This window comes from Nostocoides sp. (genome assembly GCF_037045025.1).
In the GTDB taxonomy this organism is placed as follows: domain Bacteria; phylum Actinomycetota; class Actinomycetes; order Actinomycetales; family Dermatophilaceae; genus Nostocoides_A.
Genome location: NZ_JBAOHM010000018.1, coordinates 99,705 through 114,877 on the forward strand (window position 1 = coordinate 99,705; position 15,173 = coordinate 114,877).

Annotated in this window: 14 protein-coding genes; 7 read left to right on the plus strand and 7 right to left on the minus strand. The window is 67.6% G+C overall.

All coding sequences use genetic code 11. From position 1 onward, the window contains the following. Positions 1 to 27: 27 nt before the first annotated feature. The gene (locus V9G19_RS25680; protein WP_462288229.1) at positions 28 to 1,227 is read left to right on the plus strand and encodes a hypothetical protein; all 1,200 of its coding nucleotides are present in this window, start codon (positions 28 to 30) and stop codon (positions 1,225 to 1,227) included. Between the two features lie 30 nt (positions 1,228 to 1,257). Then, positions 1,258 to 2,175: a polyphosphate kinase 2 gene (gene ppk2, locus V9G19_RS25685; protein WP_462288230.1), complete on the plus strand. Its 918-nt coding sequence runs from the start codon at positions 1,258 to 1,260 to the stop codon at positions 2,173 to 2,175. Positions 2,176 to 2,346: 171 nt separating this feature from the next. On the opposite strand, the gene V9G19_RS25690 is transcribed toward ppk2, so the two are convergent. From V9G19_RS25690 to V9G19_RS25720, 7 genes are all read right to left on the minus strand, one after another. After that, entirely contained in the window at positions 2,347 to 3,537 is a 1,191-nt protein-coding gene (locus tag V9G19_RS25690) for an LOG family protein (protein ID WP_462288231.1), read from the minus strand. Beyond that, positions 3,534 to 4,739, minus strand: coding sequence for a DNA glycosylase AlkZ-like family protein (locus V9G19_RS25695; RefSeq protein ID WP_462288232.1), 1,206 nt, complete (start codon positions 4,737 to 4,739; stop codon positions 3,534 to 3,536). The genes V9G19_RS25690 and V9G19_RS25695 overlap by 4 nt, the downstream gene beginning before the upstream one ends. Positions 4,740 to 4,771: 32 nt before the next feature. Then, entirely contained in the window at positions 4,772 to 5,317 is a 546-nt protein-coding gene (locus V9G19_RS25700; protein WP_462288233.1) for a Uma2 family endonuclease, read from the minus strand. Between the two features lie 33 nt (positions 5,318 to 5,350). Beyond that, complete coding sequence (locus tag V9G19_RS25705; RefSeq protein WP_462288234.1) at positions 5,351 to 5,896, minus strand: Uma2 family endonuclease; 546 nt, start codon at positions 5,894 to 5,896, stop codon at positions 5,351 to 5,353. Between the two features lie 111 nt (positions 5,897 to 6,007). Next, positions 6,008 to 7,375, minus strand: coding sequence for an NAD(P)/FAD-dependent oxidoreductase (locus tag V9G19_RS25710; protein ID WP_462288235.1), 1,368 nt, complete (start codon positions 7,373 to 7,375; stop codon positions 6,008 to 6,010). Between the two features lie 23 nt (positions 7,376 to 7,398). After that, on the minus strand, positions 7,399 to 8,838 hold the full coding sequence (locus V9G19_RS25715; RefSeq protein WP_462288236.1) for an aspartate aminotransferase family protein: 1,440 nt from the start codon (positions 8,836 to 8,838) through the stop codon (positions 7,399 to 7,401). Further along, positions 8,835 to 9,308 carry an Lrp/AsnC family transcriptional regulator gene (locus V9G19_RS25720; RefSeq protein ID WP_462288237.1) on the minus strand — a complete coding sequence of 158 codons (474 nt, stop codon included), beginning with the start codon at positions 9,306 to 9,308 and terminating at the stop codon, positions 8,835 to 8,837. The genes V9G19_RS25715 and V9G19_RS25720 overlap by 4 nt, the downstream gene beginning before the upstream one ends. A 192-nt stretch (positions 9,309 to 9,500) precedes the next feature. Here V9G19_RS25720 and V9G19_RS25725 point away from each other — a divergent pair, with 192 nt between their 5' ends. The 5 genes from V9G19_RS25725 to V9G19_RS25745 all read left to right on the plus strand — a co-directional run bounded on the left by V9G19_RS25725 (position 9,501) and on the right by V9G19_RS25745 (position 15,165). After that, positions 9,501 to 10,946, plus strand: coding sequence for a gamma-aminobutyraldehyde dehydrogenase (locus V9G19_RS25725; protein ID WP_462288238.1), 1,446 nt, complete (start codon positions 9,501 to 9,503; stop codon positions 10,944 to 10,946). A gap of 31 nt (positions 10,947 to 10,977) precedes the next feature. Further along, a complete protein-coding gene (locus tag V9G19_RS25730) occupies positions 10,978 to 12,201 on the plus strand; it encodes an ABC transporter substrate-binding protein (RefSeq protein WP_462288239.1) in 1,224 nt (407 codons plus the stop codon). Next, the gene (locus tag V9G19_RS25735; protein WP_462288240.1) at positions 12,201 to 13,403 is read left to right on the plus strand and encodes an ABC transporter ATP-binding protein; all 1,203 of its coding nucleotides are present in this window, start codon (positions 12,201 to 12,203) and stop codon (positions 13,401 to 13,403) included. The genes V9G19_RS25730 and V9G19_RS25735 overlap by 1 nt, the downstream gene beginning before the upstream one ends. Next, the gene (locus tag V9G19_RS25740; protein WP_462288241.1) at positions 13,400 to 14,302 is read left to right on the plus strand and encodes an ABC transporter permease; all 903 of its coding nucleotides are present in this window, start codon (positions 13,400 to 13,402) and stop codon (positions 14,300 to 14,302) included. Before V9G19_RS25735 ends, V9G19_RS25740 begins: the two co-directional genes overlap by 4 nt. A gap of 86 nt (positions 14,303 to 14,388) precedes the next feature. Continuing rightward, positions 14,389 to 15,165, plus strand: a complete 777-nt coding sequence (locus V9G19_RS25745) for an ABC transporter permease (RefSeq protein WP_462288489.1) — start codon at positions 14,389 to 14,391, stop codon at positions 15,163 to 15,165. The last annotated feature ends 8 nt before the right edge of the window (positions 15,166 to 15,173 follow it).

The following is a 15,173-nucleotide window of genomic DNA, read 5'->3' on the forward strand; positions in this document are numbered from 1 at the left end:
CCGGGCAGCTGACCTAGTCTGCGCCTTATGCGTGTCGGAGCAGCTGCCGCCGCGATTGCCGCGGCGATCGCCCTCGCCGCCGGGTGCGGGGGAGATCCGGCGCGGCTGCCCCGGGCGGGGGGCGGGCACCATACGGGCGCGGCGGACGCCACACGTGCACAATCGCCCACGGGCGCAGCGGCGAGTGCTGCTCCCCAAAAACCCGCGCGCGTGCCCCTTCGCGCGGGCGAGCGCTTCGTCGAGCTGCGTATGCCGCGGCTATACACGCCGAAGGCGCCTACCACGGGCACCGACGACTACCGATGCTTCCTGCTCGACCCGAAGCTGAGCCGGGACAGCGTGATCACCGGCACCGACTTCCTGCCCGCCAACTCCCAGCTGGTGCATCACGTCATCCTCTACCAGGTCGACGCGGAGCACGTCCCGGCCGCCACCTCCCGCGATGACCTCGACGCCGGCGAAGGCTGGACCTGCTTCGGCGGCACCGGGATAAGCGGCGCCGGCGACATGGACCTGACCCGGGCACCGTGGCTGGGCGCGTGGGCGCCGGGCGGCAGCGAGGAGGTCGCCGCTGACGGCATCGGCACGGCACTGCCCGCCGGCAGCCGCATCGTCATGCAGGTCCACTACAACCTCCTCGCCGGGGACGGCAGCGACCAGAGCGCCGCCCGGCTGCGGTTGGCGGACGACGGGCCCGGGTTCCGGCACCTGCAGCCGATGTTGCTCCCGGCGCCGGTCGAGCTGCCCTGCCGACCCGGCCACTCCGGACCGCTCTGCGACCGCGACGCTGCTCTCGCGGACAACACCGCCCGCTTCGGCATGGCGGCCGCGCGCGCCAATATGGTGCACGTGCTCTGCGGTGCCAACCCGATCGGACCGACCCAAAGCTGCACCCGAGAAGTTGGCGAACGGATCGTCGTGCGCGCCGCGGCGGGTCATATGCACCTGCTGGGCAAGTCCATCCGAATCATCGCCGACGCGGGAACCAGCGGCGAGAAGGTCCTGCTGGACATCCCCGCGTGGAACTTCGACGACCAGCGATCGGTCCGGCTGGACACGCCCGTTACGCTGAACCCCAGGCACACGCTCACCGTGACGTGCACGCATGACCAGGCGCTGCGCGACCGGCTGCCGGCCCTGGCCGGCACGCCCGAACGCTATGTCCTCTGGGGTGAGGGCACGACCGATGAGATGTGCCTCGGCATCGTGTTGTTCACGACGTCCTGACCCGCTGGGTCGGGGGAAGGTAGGAGCGCAATGGCCAAGCAGGAAACCAAGCCGCATGACGCGCATGGTCCCACGCACCTCCCCGAGGGCGCCGACGACATCGGCGGGTGGCCGACTTCTGGGGGCCTGCCTACGGGCGGCGGAACCGGCAACCCCGACGACTACAAGAAAGACGGCCGGCTCAAGGGCTCGGTCTACGAGGCCGAGATGGAGCGGCTGCAGGAGCAACTCGTGCTGCTGCAGTACTGGATTCAGTCCCAGGGTCTGAAGGTCCTCGTCCTCTTCGAGGGCCGCGGCAGCGCCGGCAAGGGCGGCGTGATCAAGCGGATCACCGAGCGCACCAGCCCGCGCACCGTCCGCGTCGTCGCGCTGCCGAAACCGACCGATCGCCAGCACACCCAGTGGTACTTCCAGCGCTACGTCGAGCACCTGCCGGCAGCCGGGGAGATGGCGCTGTTCGACCGGTCCTGGTACAACCGCTCCAACGTCGAATGGGTCATGGGCTTTTGCACCGAGGAGGAGCACTCCGAGTTCCTGCGCAGCTGCCCCGAGTTCGAGCGGATGCTCGTCCGCTCCGGCATCAAGGTCATCAAGTATTGGTTCTCGGTCTCCTTCGAGGAGCAGCGCCGCCGCTTCGAGGCCCGCAACGCCGAGCCGCTCAAACGCTGGAAGCTCTCCGACATGGACCTCGCCGAGCACGAGCTCTACGTCAAGTACTCGATGGCCAAGGACAACACCTTCCAATACACCGACATCAAGCAGGCCCCCTGGTATGTCGTTCCCTCCGACGACAAGAAGGCCGCCCGGCTCAATTGCATCAGCCACCTGCTCAGCCAGTTCAACTACGTGGACGTCGCCCCCGAGGTGGTCGAGCTGCCCGAGATGAAGCAGATGCCGTATGTCCGGCCGCCGATCGGCGACCAGACCTTCGTCCCGCAGCGATTTTGAGTCCGTCTCCTCAGCGCTCGGCGGGTCGGCTCGTGCCTCGCCACCCCCATCTCGCTCGATCGTCGACGAACTGGTTTTTGAGTCCGTCTCCTCAGCGCTCGGCGGGTCGGCTCGTGCCTCGCCACCCCATCTCGCTCGATCGTCGACGAACTGGTTTTTGAGTCCGTCTCCTCAGCGCTCGGCGGGTCGGCTCGTGCCTCGCCACCCCATCTCGCTCGATCGTCGACGAACTGGTTTTTGAGTCCGTCTCCTCAGCGCTCGGCGGTCAGGACGGTGAGCGCCTCGTCGACGTGCTCGACGAGCGCGATCCGCTCGCCCATGGCCCGGCCGCAGCCGAGCGCTTGCAGAGCCGGCCAGACGGGTATGGTGCGCGTCCAAGTGCTCGACGCCCACCAGAACCAGCGGAGCCGGTCGGCCAACGGCATAGTAGGCGCGGGTCGCGAACTGGAAGATCTCCTGGACGGTGCCAGCCGCTCCCGGCAGCACCACGACGCCGGCGTTCGCGCGCGCCAGCAGCCAGTCCTCACGGATCGCGTTCGAGAAATACTTGGCGATGCCGTGGGCAAAGACGTTCGGTGGCTCGTGGCCATAAAACCACGTTGGTATGCCGAGGCTGCGCCCGGTCACTCCGCTCCCCGCGCGCAGCGCCTCGCGAGCAGTGAAACCCGCTCTCGCCCAGGCGGTGATGTCGGCGAACGTGGCAACCTTGGCCACAACGGCCAGCGCCCGGGCAAGCGCAACCGGATCGGACGCCGCCGCACCGAGGTTGGCCGCCTCCATCGCGCCCGGGCCGCCTCCGGTCGCCACGAGAAAACCGAGTTCGGCGAGCGCGAAGCCGAGGCGGGCGGCCTCGGCATACGGCAGCGTTCCCCGGGCGAGCGCGTGGCCGCCCATGACGCCGACCACCTGTTTCTCATCCATGAACTCTGCCAGCGCGTCGGAGATCGAGTCGTCGTGAATCGCCTGCAGCGGCGCGGCGAAGACGTCGGGGTGGGTGCGACCGTGCTGGTACCACGCGTAGGCGTGTGCATCCGGTGTCGTTGCATAGCCGTCGGTCAACCCGGCATAGAGTTCGTCGGCCGTGTAGAGGAGCGCGCGATACGGTCGTACCGGAGCGGCATCCGGGTCATCCGGGAAGACGATTGCGCCGTGGCGTCGCAGGTGGGCGTCGAGTTCGGGCGACATGCGGCCGCCGAGGACGACGAGTTCGTCGAGGTCGGTGCGCTCGTCCAGGCCGTGATAACCACGCAGGTCGAGATCCTGCAATCGCAGCCGAGAGGGCGGGATACCCTGTGCCAGAGCGGTATCCAGCTCGGCGACGGACTCAACCTCAACGCCCTCCGCGGGGCGCGGTGCGATCATCGCCGAGCGTGCGCGCGCAGCTGAGCCAGCCGCGGAGCCCTCGCCTTGGGGCTGTCCAGGCTCATCCCGCGGTTGTCGCCGAGGTCCTCGCGCACGTATGCCGCGGTCCGCGCCACCGCGTCCTCCACCGACTCGCGTTGCGCTCGGGCCAGGTCCGTGATCGGCGCCCAGGCGATCTCACCGAGCTCGGGGTCGTAGTCCCACAGCCCGATCAGCCGACCGCGGTCGACGATCCCTTGGTGGGGCAGATCGGTCAGAGACCCCCCGGCGCTCGTGCCGCGCGCCGGGGCGAGCAGCGGATGGGCGCGGTCGGCCGCCTCGGTGACTCCGTCGAGATCACGGCGCAGCAGCACGAGGGAGTCCAGCCAGCCAATCAGGCTCACTTGAGGATCATTGGGTGCGACAGAGGATTCCAGATCAGTGATCGTCTCGGCGGTGGCCAGCAGGCCGGCATCGCCGACCGGCCGCAGCGCAAGGTCGGCGGTGGCCTTCTTGGCGGCCGTCGCGGTGAAGGCGCTGAACCAGCGGAACTGGGCCAGCGAGGCCACGCCGATCCAGGCCCAGTAGCGGCTGGCGAGGTCGGCGGCAGCATCCTCGCGCGACCCACCCCACGCGGGAGCATCCGACCACACCGTGTAGCGGAAGCGCTGCTGATCCAGGCGGCCGTCGATGGGGACGCGGCGGATGCGCGACTGGGCTTGCAGGACGCCGAGGGCCAGGGGGAGGGTGGTAGTGACACCCTTCTTCTTGCCTTCATCGCCGAGGCTGCGCACCTTCTGGCCCAAGGTTTTTCGCAGTGCCGCCGGATCACTCTCCTGCCTCGCGAGCGCCGCGACGATCTGGTCGGCGAGGTCGTCGATTTCTTCGCGGGTGACGCCGAGCTTGGCCGCGGTGCGCAACTCGGCGGCGCTGCTGGCCCCGCCGCCGACGACCGCTGCCAGCGCGAAGTCCGCGGCGGGCAGCACATAGGTGCAGTCGCGCGCGGACGGTAGCTCGTGGATCCGCAGGGCGGCCACGTCGGCGTCGACCTGGTCGCGACGCAGGCCGGCGCGGCTGAACAGGGTGAGATAGGGCGTGGTCCCGCCTACCGAGCGCGCCCAGCCGGCCCGCTCCAGCACCGCGGCGCTGTTCGCCCCGGCCAGGGACCCGTCGAGCCCTTGGCGATGAGCCCAGTAGGCGCGCAATGTCGGCAGGTCGACCATGCGCGGCAGTCTAGGTGCGGTGCCACGCGAAGTCAGTCGAGCAGGCGTGCCGGGACGATCGTGACCGGGAAGGGGTGTGCGGCGGTCCAGCTCTGCTCGCCGGTTACGTCCGCGACCTCGACGTATGCCGCGTCCACCAGGTCCCAGGCGATCAGCCGCAGCTCGACCGGGTCGATGACCCAGTAGCTGGGGCATCCGGCCCGCTCGTAGCGGGCCTTCTTGAGGTTGAGGTCGATCAACCGCGTGCTCGGGGACAGGATCTCAACGGCAAGCACCGGCCGCAGCGGCACCGCGCGGTCGAAAAAGCCTTCCCGAGGAACAACGAGCAGATCCGGCTGCATCACCGTGCAGTTGGCGTAGTGGACGTCGAGCGGGGCATGCAGCAGCCGGAGGTGGGACGGGAGGGCCGCGCCAACAGCGCCAATGAGCCCCATCGAGGCGGCCTGGTGCTCGGCCGAGGGCGACGGGGTCACGATCAGTGCCCCGTCGATGAGTTCATAGCGATGGCCGTCGTCGGGCAGCGCCGCCAGATCGTCGGCGGTCAACTCCCGTCCCCACGGCAAGGTCGTCACGCTCATCAGTGTCCCCCATTTCCTCGACCTGTTCAGTCATTAGTCGAGCAGGCGTGCCGGGACGATCGTGACCCGGAAGGGGTGGACGGCAGTCCAGCTCTGCTCGCCGGTCACGTCACCCACGAGTTGGTATGCCGCGTCCACCAGGTCCCACGCGGTCAGCCGCAGCTCGATCGGGTCGATCACCCAGTAGCTGGGGCAGCCGGCGCGCTCGTAGCGGGCCTTCTTGAGGTTGAGATCGATCAACCGCGTGCTTGGGGACAGGATCTCAACGGCTAGCACCGGCCGCAGCGGCAGCGAGCGGTCGAAAAAGCCTTCCCGAGGAACAACGAGGAGGTCAGGCTGCATGACGGTCGTCGGTGCATACATGACGTCGAGTGGAGCGTGCAGGACGTCCAGTTCTGGCGGAGCGGATGCCGTCAGGTGCGACAGCAGCCGCGCGGACAGCCGCTGGTGCTCCCGTGATGGCGAGGGGGTCACGATCAGTGCCCCGTCGATGAGTTCATAGCGGTGGCCGTCGTCGGGCAGCGCCGCCAGATCGTCGGCGGTCAACTCCCGTCCCCACGGCAAGGTCGTCACGCTCATCAGTGTCCCCCATTTCTCCCGGCGTGCCCACGACACCAGCATGCCGCCTGCGGACGGAGTGAGCGCGGCGTCAGCGCGACGGCTGTGGATAACCGGGGTGGAGCCGGGGACTCAGTGGCCGGTCAGCGCGGCGAGTAGCCGGCCGGAGCGCGCCGGGCGGCCGGTCAGGCGCTCCTCGGCGTCGGCGATCGCCGCGAGCCGCAGCCCGGCGTTGACCCCGAGCCACCGCAGCGGCTCCGGCTCCCAGGTGGGGGAGCGGTGGCCCACCCATGGCAGCCGGGTCACCGCGGTCTGCCGCCCGAGCACGAGGTCGGCAAGGGTGCGGCCGGCCAGGTTGGTCACCGCGACGCCGTCGCCGACATAGCCGCCGGCCCGGCCGACTCGGGCGTGCGGGTCATAGCCGACGCTCGCGTGCCAGTCGCGGGGGATCCCGAGCGGCCCACCCCACGCGTGCGTGAACCGGACGTCGCCGAGTTGAGGCAGCACCTCCCGCAGAGTGGCTTTCAAGAGCGCGAACACGCGCTCGTCGAGGTCGAACTCCGCCCGCACGGTCGACCCGAAATGATAGGGCGCTCCGCGACCCCCGAACGCGATCCGGTCATCCACGGTCCGCTGGCCATAGATCCGCAGGTGGCGGAAGTCGGTGAACACCTCACGCCGATCTAATCCGATTGTGGCCCAGAGGGATTCCGACAACGGCTCGGTGGCGACCATGAGCGAATACACCGGCACGATGCGCCGCCGCAGCCGCGGCAGCCCGGCTGTGTAGGCCTCGGTCGCCCGGATGACGTGCCGCGCGCGGACAGCGCGTCCGTCGGCAAGTTCGACCGAGCCCGACCGGGCATCGCGAACGCGACAACCCTCGCCGATCACTCCACCCCGGGCACGCACGGCCCACGCCAGCCCCTCGACCAGCGCCCGCGGCTGCACTCGGGCGCAGTGCGGATTCCAGGTCGCGCCGTCGACATCGCTCGCCACCATCCGCTCGCGAGTCTGCGCCGCCGAGAGCCACACCGTGCCCTCGCCCCACACCTCGCCGGCCTCGACCTCGGTCTGCGCGCGTGCCACGTGCGCCGGGCCTCTCGCGAGCGACAACACACCGCCCTTGACGAATCCCGCCTCCGCAATCCCTTCCGCTGCAACGATGTCGCCGACCTCGTCCACCGTATGCCGCAACTCCGCCAGGAACCGCGCGGTCGCCTCGCGTCCATGCTTGGCCGCGAGCGAGTCGGCGCCGAGCGGGAACAGCGCGGAGACCCAGCCGCCGTTGCGCCCGCTCGCCCCGAAGCCGACGTGCTCGGCCTCCAGGACGAGCACCGACAGATCTGGGCGCTCGCGCAGCAGGTAGTAGGCCGTCCACAGTCCGGTGTAGCCGCCGCCGACGATGGCCACGTCGACGGAGCGATCCAGCGCGACGGCGGCCGAATCGGGTTGGGCGGCAGCGGCATACGGCTGCCACCACAGCGGTCCGCTGCCCATGTGACCTCCCCGCTCGATCGGGCTCAGATGTGGTTGCTCGCCTCGGTGAGCACGCCGCGCAGCCGGTTCTCGACCTCGTCGAACTCCGCCGGCCCGATGATCAGCGGCGGCGCCAGCTGCACGACGGGGTCGCCGCGATCGTCCGCGCGGCAATACAGACCGGCGTCGAAGAGAGCCTTGGAGAGGAAGCCGCGCAGCAGCCGCTCGGCCTCGCCATCGTCGAAGGTCTCTCGGGTGGCCTTGTCCTTGACCAGCTCGATGCCATAGAAGTAGCCGGCGCCACGGACGTCACCGACGATCGGCAGGTCGAGCAACCGCTCCAGCGCCGCACGGAATTTCGGGGCGTTCTCCTTGACATGGTCATTGAGGCCCTCCCGGTCGAAGATGTCGAGATTGGCCATGGCCGCTGCGCAGGACACCGGGTGCCCGCCCCAGGTGTAGCCGTGCGGGAAGAACGTCGTGCCCTCCGTGAACGGCTCGAAGAGCCGGTCGTGCGCGATCATCAGGCCGAGCGGCGCATACCCAGAAGTGACGCCTTTAGCGCTGGTGATGATGTCCGGGACATAGCCAAAGTCGGTGCAGGCGAACATCGATCCGATCCGCCCGAAGGCGCAGATCACCTCGTCCGAGACGAGCAGCACGTCATACTCGTCGCAGATCTCACGCACCCGCTCGAAGTAGCCGGGCGGCGGTGGGAAGCAACCGCCGGAGTTCTGCACCGGCTCGAGGAAGACCGCGGCGACGCTGTCCGGGCCCTCCATGAGGATGGCCTCCTCGATCCGGTCAGCGGCCCAGCGGCCGAACGCCTTTTCGTCCTCGCGCAGGTGCTCCGGCGCGCGATAGAAGTTCGTGTTCGGGACCTTGAAGGCCCCGGGGACCAACGGCTCGAAGGGAATTCGCGCCGGCGTGATGCCGGTTAGGGAGAGCGCGCCCTGCGGCGTGCCGTGATACGCGATCGTCCGGGAGATGACCTTGTGCTTGGTCGGCTTGCCGGTCAGCTTGAAGTACTGCTTGGCGAGCTTCCACGCGGTCTCGACCGCCTCGCCGCCACCGGTGGTGAAGAAGACCCGGTTCAAGTCCCCGGGTGCGTTGTGCGCCAACCGTTCCGCGAGCTCGATCGCCCGCGGGTGGGCATAGGACCACAGTGGGAAGAAGGCCAGCTCCCGGGCCTGCGCCGCCATGGCATCGGCGATCTCGGTCCGCCCGTGCCCCACATTGGTGACGAAGAGACCGGCGAGCCCGTCGATGTATTCGTTGCCGCGGTCATCCCAGATTCGGTAGCCCTCACCGCGGGTGATGATCGGCACGGTGTGGCCGAGCCCGCCGTCGGCGTGGTCCTCGAAGACGGAGTGCCGGGTGAAGTGCATCCACAGGTGATCGCGTGCGGCTTCGGAATAGAGCTTGCCCGTGGCGGTATGCCGATCGGAACTCGGCTCCCAGATCTCGCTTGGATAGGTGGTCATCGCGTACCCCAGTTGTAGTGCTGTTTGTTGAGTTTCAGATAGACAAAAGTCTCGGTCGACACGACCCCGGGGATGCCGCGGATCCGGGTGCTCACCAGGTCGAGCAGCTCGTCGTCGTCCTCGCAGACGACCTCGCACAGCAGGTCGAAGCTGCCGGCGGTGGTGACCACATACGACACCTGCGACATGGCGACGAGCGCCGCCGCCGGAGCCGACAAATCCCCATGCACCCGTATGCCGATCATCGCCTCCCGGGTAAAACCCACCATCAGCGGGTCGGTCACGGCGACGATCTGCATGACACCGGTCTCGAGGAGGCGTTGGACGCGCTGGCGGACGGCGGCTTCGGACAGGTCGACCTGCTTGGCGATTGCGGCATACGACGCGCGGCCGTCGGCCTGCAGGATCTCGATGAGCCGCTTCGACACCTCGTCCAGGCGTGCGCTCCCCGTTGCATCACTCCGTCGCATTGATCCATGATGGACCAGGATTCCGTCGCTGGCAAGTTTACTAACGACGGAATCCGTTGTCGGACCGGGCGTGCATGTATCGGCCGCGTTAAATCTGACGATTTCGGCCAGCGGACGCTATCTCCCGCCGTGCGGCGTGGCTAGAGTTCGCGTCAGCGTCACCGACGACCGCGACCCAACCGGAGTGACATCGTGAGCAGCCCACGCGAACTGAAGAACTTCATCGACGGCACCTACACCGATTCCCGCGGCGATGCCCGCAGTGATCTGGTCAACCCGGCCACCGGGCAGATCGTCGCCAGCGCCCCGATCTCCGGCGCCGAGGATGTCGATGCGGCCTATGTGGCGGCGGCCAAGGCATTCGAGGAGTGGGGGCAGACGACCCCGAGCGAGCGGCAGCAAGCCTTGTTGAAGTTCGCCGATGCGATCGAGGCGCGGGCCGAGGAGTTCGTCACGCTCGAGGCAGAGAACACCGGGAAGCCCTATGCGCTCACGGCGAGCGAGGAGATCCCCCCGATGCTCGACCAGCTCCGGTTCTTTGCTGGGGCCGCCCGCGTCCTGGAGGGCCGCGCCGCCGGCGAGTACATGCGCGGCCATACCAGTTGGATCCGGCGCGAACCGATCGGCGTCATCGGGCAGGTCACCCCGTGGAACTACCCGATGATGATGGCGGTCTGGAAGATCGCGCCGGCGCTTGCCGCGGGCAACAGTGTCGTCCTCAAGCCGAGCGACACCACGCCGGAGACCACGTTGTTGCTCGCCGAGATCGCGGCCGAATTCCTCCCCGCGGGAACCTTTAACGTCATCACCGGCGACCGGGACACCGGCCGTGCGCTGATCGAGCACCCGACTCCCGCGATGGTCGCGATCACCGGCTCGGTCCGTGCCGGAATGCAGGTCGCCGAGAGCGCGAGCCACCAGGTCAAGCGCGTCCACCTCGAACTCGGTGGCAAGGCCCCCGTTGTCGTCTTCGAAGACGCCGACATCGACGCCGCCGTCGAAGGCATCGCGGTCGCCGGCTACTTCAACGCCGGCCAGGATTGCACCGCTGCCACCCGCGTTCTCGTCGCACCGGCGATCCACGCCGATTTCGTTGCGGCGCTGAGTGAATTCGCCAACACCAACGCCAAGGTCGGTATGCCGGACGATGAGGACGCGCTCCTCGGCCCGGTCAACAACTCCAGCCAGCTGGAGCGAGTCAGCGGCTTCCTCGAGCGCGTCCCGAGCCATGCCTCGGTCGCGGCCGGCGGGTCCCGTGTCGCCGAGTTGGGCGACGGCTTCTTCCTCCAACCGACCGTCGTTTCCGGGTTGCGACAAGGCGACGAGATGATCCAGAACGAGATCTTCGGCCCGGTGATCACCGTGCAGACATTCGCCGACGAGGACGAGGCGGTCCGCTTCGCCAATGGCGTCGACTACGGCCTCGCCTCCTCGGTGTGGACCAGGGACTTCGGCCGCGCGATGCGGATGAGCAAGCGGCTCGACTTCGGCTGCGTGTGGATCAACACTCACATCCCGCTCGTCGCCGAGATGCCCCACGGCGGCTACAAGCGCTCCGGCTACGGCAAGGACCTGTCGATGTACGGCTTCGAGGACTACACCCGCATCAAACACGTCATGGCCAACATCGAATCCTGAGAGAGGTTGGGCGCCCGTGCTTCTTCGTCGTATGCCGCCCGCGGACCCCGCAGTCCGCGCACTGATCCGCTCGGCCCAGGCCGGGCAGCTGAGCCGGCGATCCCTGCTCGCTGCCGGCGCGATCGGCGTTGGCGCCACGGCGCTGTCGGCGTGCGCACCGCCGAAGCCGCCGGCCGGTGGCATCCAGCAGCTGAAGTTGCCGACGGATGTTTCGGCCAAGGAGAAGGTCGTTCGGTGGGCCAACTGGACGGCCTACCTCGACATGGACGACGAGGGCAACAAGTACCCGACTCTTGAGGCGTTCATCAAAAAGACCGGGATCAAGGCGACCTACACCGAGGACATCGACGACAACGACTCCTATGTGAGCAAGGTGCGTCCGCAGTTGGAGGCCAAGCAGGACATCGGCAAGGACATCATCACCTTGACCGACTGGATGGCCAACCGGATGATCCGCGACCAGCTGGTCCAGCCGTTGGAGCTGATCCAGATGCCCAACGCCGGAAACCTGTTGCCGCCGTTGAAGGAGGTCTCCTTCGACCCGGGCCGCAACTACTCCCTGACCTGGCAGTCGGGTTTCGCCGGCATCGGCTACGACAAGGAGAAGGTCGGCAAGGACCTCAAGAGCCTCGATGACCTCTTTTCGCCCGAACTCAGGGGGAAGGTCGTGGTCTTGTCGGAGATGCGGGACACCCTGGGGTTGATGATGCAGTGGCAAGGCGTCGACATCGCGGGCAACTGGGGCAAGGCGGAGTTCGACAAGGCGCTGGCGAAGTTCGACCAGCTCGTCTCCGACGGGTTCATCCGCCGGATCAAGGGCAACTCCTACATGAACGACCTCAAGAGCGGCAATGCGTTGGCCGGAATCGTCTGGAGCGGTGACCTCTTCATCCTGCGCGCAGAGACCGAGAACGACAACTGGGAGTTCACGATCCCCGAGTCCGGCGGCACCTTGTGGTCGGACAACATGATGGTGCCGATCACGTCGACCCACCGGCGCAACGCCGAGATCTTGATGAACTACTACTACGAACCCAAGGTCGCCGCCGAGGTCGCTGCCTGGGTCAACTATGTTTGCCCGGTCGTCGGCGCCCAGAAGGAGATGGAGCAGATCGACGAGGAGCTGGCCCAGTCGCCGTTCATCTTCCCCAGCGAGGACTACCTGTCCAAGAACAACATTCAGGGCTTCCGCGCGTTAAGCGCGCAGGAGGACGCCGACTACAGCGCCGAGTGGGCAAAGGTGGTGGGCAACTGATGGCCGGCTTTCGAGAGGCCACGGGGGATCTGCGGATCGAGGACGTCACCAAGTCCTTCGGCGACTTCACCGCGGTCGACGACCTGACCCTGAGCGTGCCGCGGGGATCCTTCTTTGCTTTGCTCGGGCCGTCCGGCTGCGGCAAGACGACGACCCTGCGGATGGTCGCCGGTCTCGAACAACCCACCAGCGGAAGGATTCTCATCGGCGACACCGACCTCACCGGCTCGCGCCCCTATGAGCGGCCGGTCAACACGGTGTTCCAGTCCTACGCCCTGTTCCCGCACCTGAGCGTTCGCGACAATGTCGCCTTCGGCCCCAAACGGCGTGGCCACAAGGACGCGCTCGCGATGGCGGACCAGACCCTCGAGCTGGTGCAGTTACAGCACCTGGCCGGCCGCAAGCCCGCTCAGCTCTCCGGTGGCCAGCAACAGCGCGTCGCGGTCGCCCGCGCCCTGGTCAACCGGCCCGAGGTGCTCCTCCTCGACGAGCCCCTGGGCGCGCTTGACCTGAAGCTGCGGCGGCAGATGCAGGTCGAACTCAAGCGAATTCAAACCGAGGTCGGGCTCACCTTTATTCACGTGACGCACGACCAGGAGGAGGCCATGACGATGGCCGACACGGTCGCGGTGATGAACCACGGCCGGATCGAGCAGATGGGTCCGCCGGCAGCAATGTACGACCTGCCAGCCACCGCCTTCGTGGCCAACTTCGTCGGCCAGTCCAACCTCGGCGAGGGCAGGGTCACCGGCCGCGACGGCGATTTCGTTGTGGCCGATGTGCACGGCTCGACGGTGAAGATCCCGGCGAGCCGGTGCGCGGTCACCGACGGCAGGGTCCTCTTCGGAGTCCGGCCGGAGAAGGTGCACCTCGGTCGCACGTCCCACGACGTGATCGATCGGGACCGCAAGGTCGCGCTTGGTGACGACCTGCAGGCAACCGTCTTGGACGTCTCGTTCATCGGGGTCGCGACTCAATATCTGGTCCAGGTCCCGAGCGGGGCGACCTGGTCGGTCTATGAGCAGAACCTTGACGTCGACCCGATCGACCTTCGGCCCGGCGATCAGGTGTGGATCGAGTGGGACCCGGCGCACGCCTTCGGTGTGGCGGCCGAGGGGGCCGAGATTCTGGCGGGTTCGGTCCTCGCCGACAGGACCATCCCGACGCCCCCTGCCGAGACGCCACAGGACGCGACCTCGTGAGCGCCCTCGCCCACGCCGGCGGTGGCGCCGGGTCGGGAGACGACCCGGCCAAACGGGGGCGCTGGCTGCCCTATCTGTTGCTGGCTCCCGGGTTGTTGTGGCTGATCGTCTTCTTCATCGTGCCGCTCGTGCAGCTGTTCACGGTGAGCCTGCAGTCGAAGTTCCCCGGCTACCCCGGCTACTACTACCGCGACGTCAACGTCAAGAACTACTGGTCGTCGCTGACCGAATTCGCCCCCCATTTCGGCCGGTCGCTGCTCTTCGCGGGCCTGGCCACCTTCTTCGCCTTCTGCCTCGCCTACCCGCTGGCCTATGCGATGGCGTTCAAGGCCGGCCGCTGGCGTGGGCTGATGATGATTTGCGTCATCGCGCCCTTCTTCACCAGCTTCATCCTGCGCACGATCGCCTGGCGGCAGATCCTGGCCGACGAGGGCCCGGTCGCGCGCACGCTCAACTTCCTCCACGTGCTGCCCGGCGGTCACATCACCGAGACCTGGATGGCGGTCGTCGCCGGGTTGACCTACAACTTCCTGCCGTTCATGGTGCTGCCGATCTATGCCTCGCTCGAGCGCGCCGATCCGCGGATCATCGAGGCCGGCGGTGACCTCTATGCCAACGGCTTCACCACCTTCCGGACCGTCACGTTGCCGATGAGCATGCCCGGTGTTCTCGCCGGCACCCTGCTCACCTTCATCCCGGCCGCCGGTGACTACGTCAACGCCGAGCTGCTCGGCTCCGACCGCAGCACCAAGATGGTCGGCAACGTCATCGAGAGCCAGTTCTTCAAGGTGCCGGGCGGCTACCCCACGGCCGCGGCGCTGTCGTTCACGCTGATGGCGCTGATCCTCGCGCTGGTCTTCCTGTATGCGCGCAAGTTCGGGACGGAGAACCTGCTGTGAGCACGGTGAGCACTCCCGTGGGGGGAGCGGCATACCGGCCCTCGACCGGGCGGCGGATCCAAGCCTGGTTCGCCGAGCGGTTCGCGATGATCGCGGCGGTCCTCGTGCTGCTCTATCTCTTTACTCCGGTGGCCTACACGTTCGCGTTCTCGTTCAACAACTACCGCAAGTCCAATATCACCTGGAACCCGGAAGGCAGCCCGACCCTCAAGCACTGGAAGGACCCGTGCGGCGCGCCGGGGGTCTGCCGATCGCTGGTCAAGTCCCTGGAGATCGGCGCCCTCTCGACGCTGCTCGCGACGATCCTCGGGACCCTGCTCGCGTTCGCGCTCGTGCGCTACAAGTTCCATGGCCGCTCGGCGACCAACCTCGTGACCTTCGTCCCGATGGCGACGCCCGAGATCGTCCTCGGCGCCAGCCTGCTGACGATCTTTGTCCAGGGCTTCTCCAATGTCGGTCTGCGCCTCGGGTTTTGGACGATCGTGATCGCGCACATCATGTTCTGCATCAGCTTCGTCGTCGTCACGGTCAAGGCCCGGTTGCTCAGTCTCGATCCGCGGCTGGAGGAGGCCGCCCAGGACTTGTATGCCGGTCCGGGATCGACCTTCTGGAAGGTCACCTTCCCGCTCGTGCTGCCGGGCATCGTCGGCGCGGCGATGCTGTCCTTCTCGCTCTCCTTCGACGACTTCATCATCACCAACTTCGTCTCCGGCAACGAGACGACCTTCCCGAAGTTCGTCTATGTCTCCTACCTGCGCGGGATCCCCGCCCAGGCCAATGTCATCGGCTTCTCGATGTTCGTTATCGCGGTGGCGCTGGTCATCCTCGGCCAGGTCATCGGAAACGCCCGCAAACCCAAATAGGCCCATCC